This is a genomic window from Vibrio sp. NC2, from assembly GCF_025195005.1.
GTDB lineage: Bacteria > Pseudomonadota > Gammaproteobacteria > Enterobacterales > Vibrionaceae > Vibrio > Vibrio splendidus.
This window is the reverse complement of record NZ_JANVFC010000021.1, coordinates 38,655-58,516: the sequence shown is the minus strand read 5'-3', so window position 1 is coordinate 58,516 and position 19,862 is coordinate 38,655. Positions and strand designations below refer to the sequence as shown.

The following is a 19,862-nucleotide window of genomic DNA, read 5'->3' as shown; positions in this document are numbered from 1 at the left end:
TTTCATCATGAGCCACCAATCTGCTTCTCCACAACTTTCAGAGCAACAACAACGCTTTAGCAATATCATTTCAGATGCCCACCTGTCTCCAAAGCAGAAGTCGAGTTATCTTGCCTTAGAAGCTGAAGCAAGCTTGCCGTATATGCCGGTAAGCAACGAAGTAGAGCAAGCCCTACAGCAAGGTGTGCTATGTGACATGTTTGAAGGGCATGCACCATTTAAGCCGCGCTATGTACTTCCAGACTATTCTAAATACTTACATCAAGGCTCAAAGTATTTAGAGCTTAGCGCGGCAACTAATTTCGATGAAGCATTGAACATGCTTACCATCCTTTACCACCATGTTCCGTCTGTGACATCAATTCCGGTATACCTAGGTCAGTTGGATGATGTACTGATGCCATTTGTTGGCGACTTGACGGATGAGCAGGTATATCAAAAGCTTAAGTTGTTCTGGATTATGCTGGACCGCACACTGCCAGATGCCTTTATGCATGTGAATATCGGCCCGACCGACAACATTGTGTGTCGTACGATTTTGCGCGTAGACGCTGAACTGAAGCAGATCGCACCAAACCTAACCTTTATGTACGACCCTGCTGTGACACCTGATGATCTACTTCGTCATGCGGCAAGCAATATCTGCGAGTGCAGTAAACCTCATATCGCAAACTATCCAGCGCATGCCGAGGCTTACGGCGACAAGCGTTTTGGTATTGTGAGCTGCTATAACTCTTTGCCTTTAGCGGGTGGTTCAAACACCTTGGTGCGTATGAACCTCAAGCAAGTGGCGTTGAAGTCTGAGGACAGTGCTGATTTCTTACAACAAGTATTGCCGAATTACAGTGGCATCATGGTTGAATTGATGAACGCTCGTAGCCGCTTCTTGCATGAAGAGTCTAACTTTTTTGACGGCTTCCTGACCAAAGAAGGCCTTATCGAAGAAGACCGTTTTGCGCCAATGTTTGGTATTTATGGCATGGCGGAAGCAGTCAACATCTTGATGGAGAAAGAGGGCCAAGCAGGGCGCTATGGTCACGATGAACAGGCGAATCAACTTGGTCTCCGCATTTCGGAAGAGCTGGCTGAGATCGTTGAAAGCTCTGAAGTGAAATATGGGCTGGAAGGTAAAGCTCTGCTGCACGCTCAAGGCGGTATTAGTTTAGATGAAGATGTGACTCCGGGTGTCCGTATTCCTTATGGCACCGAACCGGATCCAGTCTCTTACGTTCGTGCTACCGCGGGTCACCATAAGTTCTACACCTCGGGTATCAGTGACATTCTAACCATCGATGAAACAGTGAAATCAAACCCTGAAGCGATGTTTAACCTGTGTAAAGGCGCGATTCAGGCGGGTTACCGTGAGTTCACGGCTAACGTTGCATCAAACGATTTGGTTCGTGTGACGGGTTACATGGTCAAACTGTCTGATATTGCGAAATACGATGAGCAAGGCTCACGTACTAATACCACCTTCTTAGGTGCTGAAGCCGCGAAGAACACGGGTATATTAGAGCGTAAACCACGTGTAGCGAGCTTAGAGATGTCGCCGACATACGAATAGCTTTAACGTGCGTGCGTTATGTGTGTGATGCGTTTCGACTACGAACAATGTGAATTATGAAAATTTCTGATCTAACAACTCAAATGGCTAGGGTTAAAAATAATAAGACAGAAAAACAAGCGAAGGTCAGCCGTGTGCTGACCTTTTCTTGTGTTGATGGCCCGGGAAACCGCTTGGTGCTGTTTCTTCAGGGCTGCAACTTTGACTGCATTACTTGTCACAACCCACACACAATCAATCACTGTAACCATTGTGGAGATTGCGTTAGTGGCTGTCCAAGCAGTGCTTTAAGCATGATTGATGGCAAAGTGAAATGGGACCCAGCAGCCTGTACCAATTGCGATCAGTGCATTGATGTCTGCGATCATAAGTCGAGCCCGAAAATCACCACAATGGCAGTCTCTGAGGTGCTTGAACTCGTCAGGCATAACCAATTTTTCTTAAGCGGAATCACTATCTCAGGTGGAGAGGCGACCATGCAGTTGCCGTTTATCATTGAGCTATTTCAAGCGATTAAAAGTGATCCGCAGCTAGCGCACCTTACGTGCTTTATTGATAGTAATGGTTCGCTGCCACTGCAAGGCTGGGACAAGGTGTTGCCTTATCTTGATGGCGCGATGATTGACCTAAAATCATGGCAATCGGAAACACATCAATGGTTAGTGGGCAGAGGAAATCATCGGGTGTTTGAAACCATCAATTATCTTGCAGGCAAAGGAAAGCTGCATGAAGTTAGGTTGCTGCATATTCCGAATAAAAGCGATCTTGAAGATGAAGTTGAACAAGTGGGGCGATACTTGAAGGTGCTACCAAGTGATGTTCGTATTCGGCTGAATGCGTTTCAACATCATGGTGTGATTGGTGAAGCGTTAGATTGGCCTAAATGCACCGAACAACAGATGCAGAGCTTTCACGACAAGCTTTACACGATCGTTCAAAGGCCAATGCAAACCCCAGAAGTTTATAGCTAGTCTTTACGTTTGTGGTGTTTAAACAGACCATCAAGCTTCTAAGAACGTTAAGTTTCTAAAGATATTAAGCTTCTAGAAATAGGTCACACAACCATTTGATCGCTTGATCATTCATGTTGGGCTTGTTCCATACCAAGCTATACGCCACCTTACCGTAATCAAAAGGCAAGGGCTTGCTCACTAAGCCCTGAGCTTGCTTAGCATGTTCAGCCCAGTGTTTAGAGCAAGTGAACAGGAAAGGCGTATGGTGACACAGTACAGCCGCTGCACCGAAGTCCGCGACCGATATTGCCATATCTCTTGGCTTATGACATTGAACTAAGTTTTGCTCAAAGTAAGGCTGAGACAGTTCGTTATCTAAAATCCCAATGTGCTTGTAATCTAAGTAGCCTTCTACCGTCAGTTCTTGCTGAGCAAGAGGGTGGTCTGCGCCCATCAAACAAACCATTTCGTCTGGAAGAATCGTTTCCCAAACCAGTTCCTTATTATCGGTCGGTGGCTGGGAAATATCATGGGGCAATAAGATTAAGTTGATCTTACCGCTGAGCAAAGCATCAAAACCAAGCTGTTGCTTCGAATAGATGTTGAGTTTGGCTTTTGGTGCGAGTTCAGTGGTAATTTTGCTGAGCTTTGACGCGAATACTTCAAAGGTACTTTCGCGCATCGAAAGTGAAAAGCTGCCTTGGTATTCTTGAGGGGTAAAACTCTTCTGATGAAGCAGTCCGTTCATGCTTGAAAGAATCGCGTGAACAGTCGGAGCTACCTGCAAGGCAAATGGCGTCGGGATAAGCTTGGTGCCATCTCGATAGAACAGTTCGTCATTAAGAATGTCACGCAGTTGAGACAAGGTTTTGCTCACACTCGAAGGGCTTACACAAAGTTGTTCTGAGGTTTGAGTAACGCTGTGGGTGTTCAGCATAATATGAAGCGCAGTGAGGTGCTTAAGGCTCACTCTAGATAAGTGTAAGTAATCCATTTATGACTCATACATTGAGAATGGCTTGATATTTGGCGCAAAACACAAAACAACAAGCCAATCTGACAAAGGTTATTAACGAGCTAGTTTATGGTGCGCTCGTGAAAAGTGGCCAGCACAAAACGCACCGACAATCGACAGTTCACCCGCCAAACATAGCGCAGCACAAACTTCAGCGAGTGCTTGTGATTTACCGTTGCCATGAAGCCCAAGCAAGTCCAAACATGCTTTTTGACTTGGCAAGCCGGTACCACCGCCAACAGTCCCTAGCATTAAGTTAGGTAGTGTGACGCTCGCGTATAAACCACCTTCTTTATTGAGTTCCATGCGAGTCATACCAATCGCTGATTCAGCAACGCAGGCTGCGTCTTGTCCGCAAGCAATGTAGAGCGCAGCAAGTGCATTTGCATAGTGAGCATTAATACCAATCGTACCGCTCAAAGCACCACCGACTGTGGTCATTTGTCCGAACTGCACCATTTTCTCTGGTGTAGTGTGGAGGTACTTAGCGACAAGCTCGGCAGAGATATTAACCTCGGCTGTGACCTTTTTACCACGAACGCTGCGTAAGGTTTGAGTATTGGCTTTTTTATCGCCTGACAAGTTGCCATCTAGGAAAGCATGATCGGGCTTAACCGGCGTATTTTCTATGATGTACTCAAAGACTGCATTGGTGGCGATGGTCACCATGTTCTGGCCAGAAGCGTCCCCGGTTAGAAACTCAAACACCAAATAAACATGGTTACCTTCGATGTTGATATTGATGTCGGTCAGCTTGCCGTGTGATGTTGTTGATTCAGCCAAGGTTTTAAATTGGTCATACTGGGTCACAGCCCAAGCCACAAACTGTCCGGCTTCAACTAATCCTTGGAATGCGAAACCAGGAGTACGTGTGACACCTTCATTGAGCAACATTGCACTTGCGCCACCACAGGCCGTAATCAGCTTAGAACCACGATTGTAAGACGCAACAAGCGCTGCTTCTGTAGTTGCGAGTGGGACGAGATAATCGCCCGTAGCAAATAGGCCATTGACTCTTAAAGGGCCAGATATTCCCACAGGGACTTTAACGGTGCCAATAAAGTGCTCAATGTTTTTCTCATAAGCTTGGATCTGACTTTGTGTATGAGGGTCGAGGAGCTCTTGTTGAGAATCTGAATTGTCGAGCGCTGTCCAGCGACGTGCTAGATTTTTTTCTGTCAGATAGGGGCTAGGAGTCAGCTTATTTACTGGCTTTTCAAAATGAGGCTGAAGCTTTTTTTCTAATGCGTCTGCGGAGATGTCGCCTCCTAAAATAGAAACATAGTCACGGCGATGCAGATTTAGTTTTGGCATAAATAGTATGAAGTAAAGTTTGTGCAGCAAAATTGGTTTGCGCTGATTCTACCGAGTAATAAACCAGAAACAAGCGCCTGATATAATGAGTTACAGTTTGTATGGGTTTAGCAGCAATTTGTTCGCCTAAGCAAGACAACTTCGTCAAAAAATGCTCACTATGAGATTGAACTAGATATGGATATCGAGAAGGCTGCCGATGGCTTCGTTTTGACGATCAATCACACTCGCACCAACGCGGTTATAACTTGCGCTTTGAGTCAGTTTGATGAGTGCATCCGTTGAGGATGAAGATGGTTCCGGTTCTTTTTCTTTAAACGAAATGGATTGTTCAGGTTCTATTTGGTTAAAGCTGAAATCGCTGGTTTGGAAAGCGTCATCGGATTCTAGAGAGTGTTTGGAGGCTTGGTTGAGCTCGATTGCGGCTTCTTCAGCCATGTTGGTTGACTGCTGAATAATGGCGTAACCAGATTGAATACCAGATATCGACATAGCAGAACCTTTTATTGACGTATTGAATGAGTCTAGGCGGACGATATTTTGAGCGCAATGGTGAACTGGTGAAATTTACGGTGAAACGGTGAACTTAAGCTAAAATAGTGACGTCTGTCTATTAATTAAACAGGTCATTCAGTGCGTTTAACTCTTCATCAGTCAGCAGAGAAGGCTGGTCCGTTTCAAGGTTGCCGTCGATTTCACCTTGAAGTGCTTTCAATTGCTGTGGGCTAAGAAGCTGTATTTGCTGCTTAAATACTTCAAATTGCTGTGTATTCATAATGTGACCTTTGTTCAAATCCATATGCTCTATAGAGCATAGCCTACTGATTCAGGAAATCAAACAAGATTAAGTGAATATTAAATGAAGTTTGAAGTTTCCTAAAACTAAGACAACTATAAATTTCTGTGGTCGTTTTTTGTCCGAGAAATGTTAGGCAAAGTTATGGTTGGGTCAATCAAAGTCAGAGAATTCCTACAATGTAAAAAACCCCGCATCCCTTGTGGTGCAAGGGTAGGCAAGTAATTGCTCTACCCAATTGGGGGTATAGATAGAGCAATGTACAAAAATATTTAATGATCAAAAGGTGAGCGGTTGGCGGTATCTTTTTGTTTTTACAGTATTTTGTTTGTTGCTCAAGAAGCTTCTGTTTCAAACGGCTTATCTATCTTTACCTTAACCGCAAACTTGGTCGCTAAAGTATGCAATTCTGGAAGCATTCGATAGATCAAATGCAGCTGTTGTAGAACCATTCTGACAGAACTCTCGTCCTCTTCTCGCCACTCACTCAGACGTTTATCCAGTTCAGGGTCGTAAGCGTTTTTTACTTCACACTGTTCTTGGTGGGAGTAGAGTTGATCATTTAGAGCGTCGAGATGTTCGTGTATTACTCTGTGTGCATCTAACACCAGTTTGTGTGTTGCTTCATCATCGATACGTGTTCTGTGAGCACCTAAAGCAGAGATATAACTGAGTAGTGCATGATTAAGTGTTAGGAATCGAAAACTCTCATCTTCAGAGGTGCGGTACTTGCCCGGTTCAACCAGCATGCTACTGATGGCCGCAGTCAGGTTGGCATCGTTATTGTGTGCGCTGCGGCGCGCAATACGGTAATTAAGGGTGTCTTTTTTACCTACGCGATACTGGCCAATGATCTGAGCGAGATAGTTCTTATTGGAATCGAGCGCATCTGCCATTACTTTGTGCAATCGCTTTGATTGCCAATCAGGCAACACGTAAATGACAGCAAGTACGGCGAGGGCACAACCAATAAAGGTATCCGCTAGTCTTGGCAATACCACCGCGTAGCCTTCCCCTAATTGGTTAAAGCAGAAGAGTACAAGCAGCGTTATAAAGCCGGTCGCAAATCCGTAGTTATTGATTCTGAATGCAAAGAACATCACGCCACTGACCACAATGAAAACTAACTGGCTTTCTTGAGACGGGAAGAAGGTCAGTAGTGGTACGCCAATCAACAAGCCTGCGACGGTGCCAATGACACGAGCCGTCAGCTTTTGTCGTGTTGCACTGTAGTTTGGCTGGCATACAAACAGCGTCGTCAGCAAAATCCAATAGCCACGCTCTATGTCAAAACCTTGAATGATCCCGTAGCCGAGCGTCAATGTGATTGCCATACGAATCGCATGACGAAACAGCATCGAGTCGGTATTCAGGTTAGCTTTGATCTTGTGCCACATTGCCGTCAAAGTATGAGGGTTGGTATCGTCCAATACGTCTTCTTCCAACTTTTCCGCATCCGGGTTACTGATATTCGAGAGCTGCTTTTCGACCGTAGCTAGGTTATTGAATAAGTAATCCAACTGGTTGAGTAGTGATTTCCACTCGGGCTTGTTCTGTTGGTTAAGATGGTTAAGCGAAGACATTAACTCATCAAGTGCTAATACAGACTTATCGCCATGTTGGTATTCAGCTCCGACTTTCAATGAGCTCGCCACTTCTTTACAGGCTGTGGCTTGGGCTTCTAGTAGATACTTGAATCGAAATAACACATCAGAGCGTTCAAAGTGCTTTGCCAGCTCTTGATAGCGGTAGTGGGTAGAGCTCACGCGCTCATGAATGTCTTGTGCGATGAAATAGGTATTTAGGAATCGGTCACTCGGACCATCAATGTGCCCGCGCTTAGATCGGTTAAGCAGTGTTGCTTTACACATGTTGAGTGCATTAACGGTACTGGCGTTTAACTTAGCTTCAATAATGCGATGTGGCTGAGGGATAAGGTCAGATACAGGGTAGAAAAGTTCCGCTTTTGATCCGATGTAATTGCCGATTTGATCGAATACCGTCGCTAGGTTTTGTTGTACGGGCTGCATCGGCCAGACAATCTGCCAAATCATCGACATGAAGTAGTACCAAGCGGCGCCGGTTAAAAGTAGAAGCGGTTGAAACCAAAGGTTGGTGCTCTCATGGGCACCGAGCATGGTATAGATAGCAACAAGCAGAGAGCCAAACGCGATACTGGCGTATTTAGGGCCAATTGCACCGAGTATAATAAAAGAGAAGGTTGAAACGAAAAGCCCTATCGCGAACAGCCAAGGTGTATCGAACAGGATCTCGATAGAGAAAGCGGCTACAGCGAAACAGATAAAGGTTAGCGTGAGTGCTTTCAAACGCCCGGTAAAGCTGTCATCACTTTCAGCAAGAGCCGCAGCAATAACACCTAAGATCAAAGGTGTGATGAGTGTGTTTTGTCCATAATACCAAGCAGGAACCACAACACCGAGTAGAGTGATGAGAATTAATACGCTGTAATTTATGGTTTTATTCGCCCAATAGAGGCGCAATTTGGCTGAGAAGTCCACAGTCGCTCACTTGACACACTAAAACCATAATCCTAACAGAAATCAAGCACAAGAATTTGATACTTCTCCATAATTGCCCCTAGATGGTCATGAAAGCATCGATAAGATGTGAGACATTATTAATTCTCACAGCATCATGATATAAATTCAATATTCCCAATTAGAGAGCACACTCCAATGCAGCTAAGCGCTAACAAGACTGCACAGTTTTTTATTCAAAATGAATATCATCAAGTCGAACTTGATGGTCCACGCCTGCTGTTATCTTCAGTAGGCAGTGAAGAGCGAATCCCGTTTACTATTTGGAGTGGCAAGATCGCGATAAAACGCGGATTGTTTTGGGGATCGTTACAGTTCTTTGCTAATCAACAAGATGGCAAACAGCGAAGCTGGTTAGTACAAGGCCTACCTTGGGAACAATGCCGTCAATTTGCACGCGCATCGGTTGCTGCTTATCAGAAGTGGCATGATACACAATGTGAACAATTGGCTGAACACGTTCCTCAATGGGAAGCTGAATTGACACGTCTTGAGCAACTTCCTGCTTTCCTAGCGCATTCTAAAGTTAAGACTTGGGTCGACATGGTTAACTCAAGTTTAGAAAACATGACGATGACTTTAGAAGAAGCGGCGCAGCGTATGCCAAACCGCATTGCTCGAATGCAACCATGGTTGTCTGAGACGGAAATTAAGCAAGCTGAAAGAAATCAGCAGTGGTTAGAAACAGAAAGACAAAACTGGGAAGTATTGTTTGCTCAATGTGAATCGTCACCACTCAATTTATCTCAACAATATGCGGTCTTGATGAATGATGATCACAACCTTATTTTAGCGGGCGCTGGCTCGGGTAAAACCAGTGTTCTTACAGCTCGCGTCGTGTATTTACTGCAAAGCCATCAAGCTCAAGCTGAAGAGTTGTTATTGCTCGCATTTGGTCGCGAAGCAGCGGAAGAGATGAAACAGCGCCTTAACAGCAAAATTGGTTTATCAGCAGAGAAGGTGCAAGTGAGTACTTTCCACCAGTTGGGTTTAAAGATCCTTAATCAAGTTGAACCTGAACGTGTGGTTATCTCTCCGTTAGCGCTCGATGACAATCAACGCCAAGCATGGTGCATTGATTGGTTGAAAAAGCACTGGATGACGCCGACTAACTTCAAACGCTGGCAAAAGCACCTGTCTAAATGGCCAATCGCTTATTTAACAGGTGATGACGAACTTGGTAGCCATGTTTCAAACCTCAAGTTGATTGGTTGGCTTGAAAAGCAGCTTGAGCAGTTGAATGCATCGGGTTTATCGAAGAAGGAAGTGCAACAGCAGTTGATTGATCACAGAGACTACACGCGTCTCAACAGCGAGCTTTCACTGTGTTGGCCATGCGTGACAGCATGGCAAAAAGAACTGAAAGAACAGAATCACATCGACTTCTCAATCATGATCAGCCGAGCAACTCAGTATGTCGAAAAGGGCAAGTTTATCTCGCCTTGGAAGTTCATCATGATCGATGAGTATCAAGACATCTCGCCAGATCGCCTTGCCTTGGTTGAGGCACTGTGTAATCAGTCGAAAGCGCAACACCAAGCTTCTATTTTTGCGGTAGGTGATGATTGGCAGTCGATTTACCAGTTTGCTGGCGCAGATGTGGATTTAACGACGGGCTTTAAGGATCGTTTCGAGAGCTCGACGATTCATCACCTAGATACGACTTACCGCTTTAACAATCAGTTAGGTGCGGTGGCTAATCGTTTTGTGCAGGAAAACCCGATTCAGCTTCCGAAAGAACTGAACAGCTTCAAACAACAGAAGCAGAAGGCGGTGTACAGTGCGCCAAGCAAAGAAGTTGAGAAGATCCTCGACCAATTGAACCGCCAATCTAAAGGCAAAGCCAACAAGTCTGTGCTGCTACTTGGACGTAATCATTACCACAAGCCAGAGTTGTTGGAAGACTGGAAGAAGATCTTTACCTCCATTGATATCAAGTTCATGACTTGCCACGGCAGTAAAGGCAAAGAGGCAGACTTTGTCATTATTCTTTGTGTGGACGAAGGGCAGTTCCCGACCAAGAAGAAACAGCTGCATATTGATGGCGCATTGACTGAATCATCAGATGCGTTCCCTTATGCGGAAGAGCGTCGTTTATTTTACGTGGCAATGACGCGAGCGAAAGAGAAAGTATGGATCACGCACAGTGGCGATGGTTCTGGTTTTGTACAAGAACTGCATGGCTCTGATTACCCTGTCGTTCGTAAAAAGTGATGTCACTTGGCGTAATTGTCTAAGATTAGATCTTCAAGCCCGCTCTCTATACTCATTAGGGCGTAAGCTATTATCATTAGGAAAAAGGCATAAAGCAGAAGGAATCCGCTATGGAACACGGCTCTATTAACTACATTGAATTTGCTGCGCGAGACATCGCCGCAACTAAAGCGTTTTTCAGCCAAGTGTTTGGTTGGATCTTCGAAGACTATGGCCCTGAGTATTCTGCTTTTGAAGGTAAAGGCTTAATGGGTGGGTTCTATTTAGCGGATCTGGCGTCGAATACGGATAACGGCGCTGCGTTGATGGTTTTCTATAGCGAAGATCTTGAGCAAACCGAGCGTGACGTGCTTGATGCTGGTGGGCAGATAAACCGTGAGATCTTTAGCTTTCCCGGCGGCAGACGTTTCCATTTTAGAGAGCCAAGTGGCAACGAAATGGCGGTATGGAGTGATAAGTAGAGAGATTCACTACACTGTTTATGATTGAATTGTTTAATGTCTGAAAACGAGACATAAAAAAGCCTGCGATAAAATGCAGGCTTTTTAGTCTGTTCAGTAGAGAGCACATATAACGTGCGATTACGTGCGCTCTGCTAGGTACGCTTCGTAATCTGGGATCTCAATGATCACTTCTTCTTCAAGCAGTGAAGAGTTAAATAGGAAGTTAGCGGTAGCGCGGTTGGTTGCCACTGGAATGTTCCAAACACTTGCGATACGAAGCAGTGCTTTTACATCTGGGTCATGTGGTACGGCATTCAGTGGATCCCAGAAGAAAATCATCATATCGATCTTGCCTTCAGAGATAAGCGCACCAAGTTGTTGGTCACCGCCCATTGGGCCGCTGATCATGCTCTTAATTGCTAGGCCTGTTTCTTTACTTAGTAGAGAACCCGTTGTGCCCGTTGCATAAAGGAAGTGCTTTTGTAGTTTTTCTTTGTTCTCTTTGACCCATCTAAGTAGCTCAGGTTTGAAATGGTCATGAGCGACCAAAGCGATGTTCTTATGCGTTGGCATAGTACGCGTCGTTTTTTGCATGAATGTTCCCTAAATGATTGTTTCGTTTTTATTGTTTTGAGTTCTTCAGCCAATATAGCACTAAGGATTCACACTGAATACCGGACGAAACTCAGAAGGTGACAATGAGTCGGCGATAATTTGATCTTTGAGTGTTGCCGGTGTCAGTGCTTCAATCATGGGTGCACTGTGTTCTTCATAAGGTTGACCGCGTAAGTAACTGGTGGCTTGTTTTACCGATAAGCGACCTTGCTCAACCATTTTATCTGTTGGTGCAAAAAGCACCTTGTTACGAAGTAAGCCGCGGTAGGTTCCGTGACTTAGGTAACTTGAAATTAATCCAATTTCTTTGGTTTTACCGGCTGCTCTCAGCTCACTTATTGCAGCTTCAATCGCGACTGCGCTTCCGACAATATATTGAATCTCCGGCTGCTCGATGACTTGTTGTACCAAGTTTCTTTGCAGTTCTTTATCGTTGTCTGCCCAATAGCTTATCGCAATTTTGATATCGCTCGATTTGATTGCATCATAAAACCCAAGAGCTACAGGCTTAGTACCGCCACTTGATTGTGGGCCAAGTAACAAGGCGATAGGTGTTTCGCCTGATCCTTTCGGGTGTCGTTTCGACAAAAACTCTCCGACTTGAAATCCCATTTGATACCAATCGACACCGACCGTGCCTTTCAATACCTTTTGTTGTTCTTCATTGACGGTTAACTCATTCACAGTAGCAAACACAGGGGTAGAGCCAACCCAATCCGTAAGATTGTCATGGTAAGCATCGGGTGAAACTGTGCCTAAAATAATGGCATCGGCTCCCCATTGTGTGCAAAGCACCAGCTGTGACGCTTGCTTACCAATGTTTGGGTATCCGCCAGCTTCTAATACTCTTAGTTCAACTTGCTGCTTTTCTGCTTCAGAGACCATGCCGTAGTTAACAGACAACCAGTAAGAATCCTTTAGGTGCGGATAAATGGCACAAATTTTCTCTTTATGTGATGTGGCTTCGGCAGGTTTTATTGGGCTCAAAGGCTCGCTAGCACTCGCGACAGAGGTTACTGAGGCCAGTAGTGAGAGAATGATTTTTGAAGCTAAAGGTCTAGATAGCATGAATTGCCGTTTTATTGGTTTTAGATAAGAAACACTGCAAAATATAGCGTATTCTGCATGGGTAAAGAAGAACGTTTTAAGGTTTAAAGTTTATGTTGTTAGCCTCAGCGAGTATTGGACGCAAGCTACTGGCCTCATTCTTAGTGATGGCACTGTTGGTTCTATTGTCTGCATTGATCGGTGTTTCTGGTTTTAGCTTTGTAGCAAAAACGGAAAGAAACGTCGTCGATTCAGCGCTTCCTGCCATGATCGAAGCTCGTCAAGTTTCTGAGTTGAGTAACCGTATTATTTCGTCGGTACAAACGCTTTCTAATGCGAGAAACGAGGCCGAACGAAAAGAGGCTGGCACTGTGTTGTTTGGCCAGCTTGAAGCACTTCTTCAACATATCAAAGAGCTTGGTGTCGACAGTTTTGATTCGCAACTTCTCAATAAACTAGAAAACAATGTTCAAAGCGTTATTAACACACTGGCTGAACTGGGTGTCTCGGTCGAACGTAAGCTTTGGTTAAGCAAGGAATTGACGTCTCGTGTTGAAGAGATGCGTCTACTTGCCGAAGAGTTAGAGCAGCTCACGCGAACTCAAGTACTGAATACCGCCACCATTGCGGTTGCCAACGTAACGCACATCTACGACCTGCTAGAAACTAAAGAAACTGATAGAGCCTACCAAGCCTTAGACGCACTTGTTGAAGTTGATCTTGATTTGTCTGAGCGTCTGCACGAATTGCATTTGTTGGCGTTCAAGATGCTCAATCAAATTGAAGAAACTCAGACCGTCACCAACGTTGAACGTATTCATCAAATCCAGTCTGAATTCGAATCCAACCTAAGAATCATGGCGCGCCGCGTTAAAGCGGTCGAAGATCCGACTCGTTCAGCGCAGATGTCTCAGTTGCTTGAAGAGTTGAGAAAACGCCAGGTCGTGTTTGATATATCGCTAGAACAATATGAGAACACTAAAAAGTCAGAGTTTCTGATGCAAAATACGTTGGAGCTGTTCTCTCAGCTGAATACAACGGTTAACCAACTGGTTGATGATTCAAACCGAAGCACCAAAAAAGCGGTTGATGAGCTGACGAGTACGCTGAATCTGGCTCAATGGTCGCTGTCTGTGATTTCGGTTATTGGTTTGGTTATCGTCGCATTTATCGTTTGGCGCGTGGTGTATATCTCGGTTGTCAAACGTCTTACTGAATACTCATCTGCCTTGATGTCTATCGCACAAGGTCGCCTGAATATTGATATCTCGGTTAAGGGTAATGATGAGTTGGCTCATATGGGCGAGGCAATCATCACCGCCAGAAACACAGCGCAAGCACTACAAGTGGTCGCGGTTGGCGAAGCTAAGGCAAAACGTGAGCTCGAAGAGCACAAAGAGCACTTAGAAGAGTTGGTCACAGACCGAACCTATCAGCTGCAAAAGACCAATGAGAAGTTGAATGTCGAGGTGGGTAACCACGCTAAAGCTCGCAATGCGGCAGAACAAGCAAGCCGTGCCAAGTCTGCTTTCCTCGCGACGATGAGCCATGAAATACGAACGCCTATGAATGGCGTATTAGGTACGGCTCGATTGCTTAAAGATACCGGTTTAGACCCGCTGCAATCAGGCTATGCGGACATCATTAACCGCAGTGGTAAGAATCTACTCGCTATTTTGAATGACGTGCTGGACTATTCAAAGATAGAAGCGGGACATCTTGAAATACGCGCGGCTTCTTTCGACCTTTACCAGATGGTTCAAGATACCTATCAGTTAATGGAAGGGCGCGCCGCTGAGAAGAAGCTTAACTTTGATTTTCATATTGAAAGTGACGTTCAACGCTATTGGCGTGGTGACGTAACGCGAATCAGCCAAATCTTGAATAACTTGGTCGGTAACGCGATTAAGTTTACGGAAAGTGGCTCGGTCGATATCTTTATCAGCTTAGATATCGAAGATGAAAATCGAGTGATGTTTGAAGTGTCAGATACCGGTGTCGGTATTGATGCAAGTGAACAGGCGTGTCTGTTTGATGCTTTTACCCAAACCGATAGCGGCCGGAACAAAACCGGTGGCACAGGGCTTGGATTAGCGATCAGTAAAAGCATCATGTTGGCAATGAATGGGGATATTGGCGTTCATTCCGAAGAAGGCGAGGGCAGTCAGTTTTGGTTCTCATTGCCACTTGAAGTAGGTGAGAAAATTGAAACGAAAGCAACGGTCATTGAAGCTTGTATCCGAGCGAAGGTACTTCTGATTGAAGACAACCCTGTGAACTGTATTGTTGCCGAAGGCTTTTTGAATAACCTAGGCCACGATGTTGTGATAGCGACAACCGGACAAGAAGCGAGAGTCATATTCAGTGAGCAAGAGTTTGATATTGCGCTGGTGGATATTAACTTACCAGATTGCGATGGCGTCGAGTTAATTCAACAGCTCAAAGACGATGCGCTTCAGCATGAGCATGAAGAAAACGTAATTCGAAAAGTACCCCCAATGATCGCAGTATCGGCTCACGTGTTTAACGAGGAAGTGGAAAGCTACTTGTCGTCTGGCTTTGATGGTTTCTTGCCTAAGCCGCTAGAGAAGGAAGCACTTTCTCAGCTCATTGTGACACAGCTTGATGGCAAGGCTTTGTTACTGCCACAACCTGATCCTAACGATTCTATATGCAGTCAAAACAGCAAGCCTCAACGTAATAAAGGCAACGAGTTGTACTCATCTCAGATGGCGAGTGTCGTCTCTGATCTAGCCATCAAGGCTTCGCAAACTGAAGACGAAGGAGAGATTCCTGTGAAATTGATTGATTCCAATGTCATCAAAGGTGACTTGTCCATTCTTGGCTTAGAAAAGATGAAGCAGATTGTGGGACTATTTGAAGAGAGTAGCCGCGTCACTTTAAGCGAAATGGTCGAAGCGAGTGATTCGAACAATGGACGTGAGGTAAAATCTCTCGCTCATAAACTGAAAGGTTCCGCGGGCAGTTTAGGTTTGTTGCAACTTTTCAATGCTTGCCAAGTGATAGAGGCGAGCAGCGATCCATTAGGTGAATACCGAGGCAAAGATAGCGAGTTGTCGAAGTTGGTTCAAGAGTCGCTTGAGGCGTTGCAAGAGCAGTTATAAAAACAAACCTTAGGTTGTGACAGAAACGTATCGTGAGTTGGAAACCAAAAGTAACAACATAAAAAGCAGCCAATTTCTTCATTTTGTATGAAAGAATTGGCTGCTTTTTCGTTATAGGACTAGGTTAAATACAATTTTCGTTGATTCGCTTTAAATCATCTTGATATGTCCTGCAGCTTTGATCTTAACGTGAACCATATTGCCTTGTAGGTAGCTTAATGGAATCTCACTGCGTTCTATGATCGCGACATTATCGCGGCATGCGCCAGCTTCAATCGCCAGTTGTTTTGATTGTTCTTCCAAGCGCTTTAAGGTTTCTTCACGAGAAGCGGGATCAATCGGGACAATCTTATCGAATTGACCTGATATTTCACCCAGCGCAACACCAATTGCATTCGCTACTTCAAAGTGCTCAGGACGAACCACTTGGCTCACACCTTCAAAGTGGTCTGGGAATAGTGCACTACCGCCACCAACCATAATTACAGGTACACTTGCTGCAGAGGTCTTCATCTTATCGATGCCTTCTTCAACATCCGTTACCATTTGTTGGTAAACCTTGCTTGCTTGTTCGGCCGAAACACCAATCTCATCACTCAGTTGATGTTCTGCTTGCCACTGCATTTGACCGGTTTTGAGTGCAATATCGGTGAGCGTAAGTTCATCACCGCCAAAGCTACGCGCCGTTTGCGTTAAGGTATGGCCAACACTTTCAGGGCCAAGCTCTATGCGTTCTTGTTCAAAGCGAACCTTAGTACCACCACCAATGGCTAACGCCAAAATATCAGGCATACGGAAGTTGGTTCTTACTTCGCCGATTTCTACCGCGAGGCTCGATTCTCTTGGATAACCGTGAGTCAGCACGCCGATATCAGACGTAGTACCGCCCACATCGACCACAATCGCATCTTTTAACTTAGTTAAGTGACTCGCTCCACGAATCGAGTTTGTTGGCCCACAAGCCACGGTAAGAATCGGGTACATCAATGCGAACTGCTGCGACATTAATGTTCCATCGTTCTGACCAAAATAAGGCGTGGTGTGGATTTCATGATTGATGAGTGCATTACAAAAACCGTCTACGAATCGTTTTGCTGTACCTTGCAGAGCCGCATTGAGGATAGTGGCGTTCTCACGCTCTAAAAGCCCTAAGCTGCCCACTTTATGGGATAACGATAGGTTCACGCCCGGAAGTTCTTGTTGAATCCACTTTGCTGCTTGAAGCTCTTGGTCGCCGTTGACGGGAGAGAACACACCGCAGATAGCAATGGAATCCACATGGCCTTTCATTTTTTGGCAAAGCTCGCGGATCTCAGACTCTTGAATGTCGGCAATCAACTGGCCGTCATATTCATAGCCGCCGTGTGCTTGGTAGAAGTGTTCACCAAGCAGGTTTTGCCACGCTTCACTCCAACCACAAAGGGGCGGGACGCTATCACCACTTGGAAGCGCTAAGCGAATCATGCCGACTCTGTCTAAGCCTTTTCGTTCAACAATTGCGTTGGTGCATTGAGTCGTGCCAAGCATCGCGTGTTTCACTTGTTGACCATCAATGTTTGCTTGGCTTAATAGCGCAGCTATCGCGTTATCAATGCCGGTTGAAATGTCATGTGTGGTTGCGGTTTTTACTTTGGCAATCACATTCAAGTCTGCGTCGAGCAGCACACCGTCGGTATTGGTGCCACCTACGTCAATGCCAAGGCGGCAGTAATCAAGCGTAATGTTTGTCATGCGACTACCTCTTCAATGCAGACTTTAGTTGTTCAATGGTTTGATACTCGACTGTGTAGCCAAAGTAACCCGGGCCCGCGACTTCGATGCCTTTGTCAGTGCGCCATTTAGGGTCGCAAGGGTAGGCAATTAGGTCGATGCGCTGCCCGTAACGAAGTTGTTCGGTTGTGATTGGCTTTCCGGTTTCATGATCCAAGATCGAAATAAGATCCGGTGTTGATGCCAGTAGGTTATTTTGGTTCATGTCGGCGCGGCTTGTGCCTTTGTGCGCCAGAAGCAATTCGTTTTGGAACTGCACGAACACATTATCTACGCCGGTATCTTCGAACTGAGCCAGCTTTTCAATCACGACACCGCCTGTTGCAAAGCCACCATCAGTTTCACGTTGAATATCTACAATCTTGCCACTGATGATGGTATGACCGCCGACAATGTCTAAGACGGCCTGTGTGCCACTCTGATTGTTGTCGTTCGCCATTCTAATCGCTTCACCAATTTTCATCGCTTGGGTCAGTGTTGCGGGCAGTGCGCTGCGTTTTAGGTTCTTACCGTTCATTGGGTAATCGCACATTGCTGCAGAGCCGCCCATCTGTTCGGTAATTGGTCTCGCAAACTTTTCAGACCAAATACCGTCAATTGGGTAAAGCGTGACAACATTACCACGCTCATCGGCCAATGTGTTCGGAGCAGAAGGGAGACCATCAAGAAAAAAAGTCACCATCTGAGCTTCAGGAAACGCACGTCCCATCGCATCACAATCGATCACAGGAATGTTCTTTTGTGCTGCAACGAGGATTGGGATCAGCGAATTAAAACCGCCCACTTCGATAGGAAACGTTGCCGCTACTTCAGTGCCGAGCGCTTTTTCCATCGCTTCGAAAGCAATCAACATTTGATCTTTCGAATTGAGTTTCTCTACTGCGACGGTTGGTGCGCCAATCATTGAAGAGGGCACTGTCATCCAATCGTCTTGAACGTCTTCTAGAGGAATCATGCGTACAGGGTGCTTTGCCGTTGCAATGGCTACTTTCGCCATCAAGGCACCGCTGTATGGGTCACCGCCGCCGCCAGTACCTAATACCGTCGCACCAAGCGCGATATCATCAATCATTTGTTCAGTAATAATCACAACTACTATTCCTTATCACTTGAAGGAGAAAGCTTCATTAGGGCGAGGTAAATACCTCCAGCTGCAAGAATGCCGTCTAACGCCGAAATGCTGGTGAACGAAAACAGGTTGAAAAACTCTGGCGCGGTACAAGCGCTGAATGCAATACCAAATGCCCAAGAAGCCAAGCCTCTAAACATCCAAGCTGGAACTTGCTGGATGTTCTCAAAGCTCATTTTTGTCGAATCTAAAACATAATATTGAACGATGTAGACACCTGCCGCAGGCGCAATTGTTACGCTGAGGAGCATTAAGAAATCAGTAAACTTGTTCACCATGCCGAGCTGAGCAATGCCAATGCCGACGATGGTCATGATCACAACCAGAACAGGGCGCGGAATCTTCGGTAGAACCATCGACATGCATAAACCGCCAGAGGTCAGGTTGCTACTGTTGGTGGTCCATTGTGCGAATACCAGTACGATGATGGCTGCCATGCCTAAACCTAGGGTGAAGAAGACTTCTACTAGGTCGTCGGTGCCGGTCATTTTGGTCAGGATCAACGCGATAAGAATAATGGCACTGTTGCCGACGAGGAAACCGATACCCGCTCCTAGAATCGCATCACGACGTGTTTTGGCGTAGCGAGCAATATCAGGCGCGGCAACCGCTGCAAGAATCCAGATAGACATAACAAAAGAGATGGCTTGGCCAAGCGTCAAAGGATCTTCAATGGATGGCGCTGCGCCACCTTGATAATCAGCAGCCATAAACAAACCGATGGTAATGAGTGTCACCATCAAAGGCACTGAATAGGTACTGAGTTTGCCTAAAGCACGAACGCCATAGATAGCCGTCATCATCATTAACACACTGCCGCCAATAAGAGCGGTGAGGTGTGAAATTATGATGTCGTATTTCGCCAGTGCATCGACCATGATGAAAGCGAAGAAATCAGCCTGGAATGCGAACCAGCCGACTAATGAGATGCCGTTGATGAAGCCAAGAATTTTACCGCCGTTACGGCCAAATACCGCGCTGCTCACCAGCGGGGTAGAAACACCAGCTTGAAAGCCAATGTTGGCACACAGCATCGCGATGATCGCCAATAAGCCTGAACCAATAAACGTGGCAAGCAGTGCGTCTTCAAAACCAATACCGCTGCTTAGGATCGAGCCGAGAAACAATCCCGAAATATCGATGCCGATAGCCAACCAAATAAGGCTGATAACCCACCAAGATCGTTTGGCCTTCTCGGGAACGGGTTCCAATTCGAAGTCATCTATCTTTTTGTGGCTGTGTGTTGCTTCGGGTTTATTCACGTAAGCTTCTGCCGCCATAGTGCCATCCATGCATTGTTATTCCATAAGTGTGAATAA

General features: G+C 45.6%; 16 protein-coding genes. 6 read left to right on the top strand and 10 right to left on the bottom strand.

Annotation, left to right across the window (positions count from 1 at the left end; genetic code table 11):
* Positions 1-7: 7 nt before the first annotated feature.
* Complete coding sequence (locus NX845_RS19855) at positions 8-1,564, top strand: YjjI family glycine radical enzyme (protein WP_102456756.1); 1,557 nt, start codon at positions 8-10, stop codon at positions 1,562-1,564.
* 56 nt (positions 1,565-1,620) lie between these two features.
* Positions 1,621-2,535, top strand: coding sequence for a YjjW family glycine radical enzyme activase (locus tag NX845_RS19850; protein ID WP_102576139.1), 915 nt, complete (start codon positions 1,621-1,623; stop codon positions 2,533-2,535).
* Positions 2,536-2,599: 64 nt separating this feature from the next.
* Here NX845_RS19850 and NX845_RS19845 read toward each other — a convergent pair whose 3' ends face one another.
* The 5 genes from NX845_RS19845 to yccS form a co-directional block, all read right to left on the bottom strand.
* Positions 2,600-3,511, bottom strand: a complete 912-nt coding sequence (locus NX845_RS19845) for a LysR family transcriptional regulator (protein WP_102576140.1) — start codon at positions 3,509-3,511, stop codon at positions 2,600-2,602.
* A gap of 75 nt (positions 3,512-3,586) precedes the next feature.
* Positions 3,587-4,846, bottom strand: coding sequence for a hydroxymethylglutaryl-CoA reductase (locus tag NX845_RS19840; protein ID WP_004730249.1), 1,260 nt, complete (start codon positions 4,844-4,846; stop codon positions 3,587-3,589).
* 171 nt (positions 4,847-5,017) lie between these two features.
* Positions 5,018-5,338 (bottom strand): hypothetical protein, encoded by a 321-nt coding sequence (locus tag NX845_RS19835; RefSeq protein WP_004730251.1) that lies wholly within the window; start codon positions 5,336-5,338, stop codon positions 5,018-5,020.
* A 121-nt stretch (positions 5,339-5,459) separates the two neighbouring features.
* Complete coding sequence (locus NX845_RS19830; protein WP_004730253.1) at positions 5,460-5,645, bottom strand: hypothetical protein; 186 nt, start codon at positions 5,643-5,645, stop codon at positions 5,460-5,462.
* 332 nt (positions 5,646-5,977) lie between these two features.
* A complete protein-coding gene (gene yccS / locus NX845_RS19825; RefSeq protein ID WP_102446766.1) occupies positions 5,978-8,161 on the bottom strand; it encodes a YccS family putative transporter in 2,184 nt (727 codons plus the stop codon).
* 177 nt (positions 8,162-8,338) lie between these two features.
* Here yccS and helD point away from each other — a divergent pair, with 177 nt between their 5' ends.
* Positions 8,339-10,414: a DNA helicase IV gene (gene helD, locus NX845_RS19820; RefSeq protein ID WP_260257090.1), complete on the top strand. Its 2,076-nt coding sequence runs from the start codon at positions 8,339-8,341 to the stop codon at positions 10,412-10,414.
* Positions 10,415-10,524: 110 nt separating this feature from the next.
* Complete coding sequence (locus NX845_RS19815) at positions 10,525-10,875, top strand: VOC family protein (protein ID WP_065682751.1); 351 nt, start codon at positions 10,525-10,527, stop codon at positions 10,873-10,875.
* A 120-nt stretch (positions 10,876-10,995) separates the two neighbouring features.
* On the opposite strand, the gene NX845_RS19810 is transcribed toward NX845_RS19815, so the two are convergent.
* A complete protein-coding gene (locus NX845_RS19810; RefSeq protein WP_009844869.1) occupies positions 10,996-11,451 on the bottom strand; it encodes a methylglyoxal synthase in 456 nt (151 codons plus the stop codon).
* 60 nt (positions 11,452-11,511) lie between these two features.
* Positions 11,512-12,459: a TMAO reductase system periplasmic protein TorT gene (gene torT / locus NX845_RS19805; protein ID WP_240513410.1), complete on the bottom strand. Its 948-nt coding sequence runs from the start codon at positions 12,457-12,459 to the stop codon at positions 11,512-11,514.
* On the opposite strand from torT, the gene NX845_RS19800 reads away from it, so the two are divergent.
* On the top strand, positions 12,404-12,568 hold the full coding sequence (locus NX845_RS19800) for a hypothetical protein (RefSeq protein ID WP_228010435.1): 165 nt from the start codon (positions 12,404-12,406) through the stop codon (positions 12,566-12,568). The genes torT and NX845_RS19800 overlap by 56 nt on opposite strands.
* 64 nt (positions 12,569-12,632) lie before the next feature.
* Entirely contained in the window at positions 12,633-15,644 is a 3,012-nt protein-coding gene (gene torS, locus NX845_RS19795) for a TMAO reductase system sensor histidine kinase/response regulator TorS (protein WP_260257089.1), read from the top strand.
* 150 nt (positions 15,645-15,794) lie between these two features.
* Here the strand turns inward: torS and NX845_RS19790 are convergent, their stop codons facing one another.
* The 3 genes from NX845_RS19790 to NX845_RS19780 are packed head-to-tail and all read right to left on the bottom strand — an operon-like array spanning position 15,795 to position 19,835.
* Positions 15,795-17,375 (bottom strand): hydantoinase/oxoprolinase family protein, encoded by a 1,581-nt coding sequence (locus NX845_RS19790; RefSeq protein ID WP_260257088.1) that lies wholly within the window; start codon positions 17,373-17,375, stop codon positions 15,795-15,797.
* A 4-nt stretch (positions 17,376-17,379) separates the two neighbouring features.
* Positions 17,380-18,504 carry a DUF917 domain-containing protein gene (locus NX845_RS19785; protein ID WP_065682747.1) on the bottom strand — a complete coding sequence of 375 codons (1,125 nt, stop codon included), beginning with the start codon at positions 18,502-18,504 and terminating at the stop codon, positions 17,380-17,382.
* 5 nt (positions 18,505-18,509) lie between these two features.
* Positions 18,510-19,835: a cytosine permease gene (locus NX845_RS19780; RefSeq protein WP_065682746.1), complete on the bottom strand. Its 1,326-nt coding sequence runs from the start codon at positions 19,833-19,835 to the stop codon at positions 18,510-18,512.
* Between the last annotated feature and the right edge of the window lie 27 nt (positions 19,836-19,862).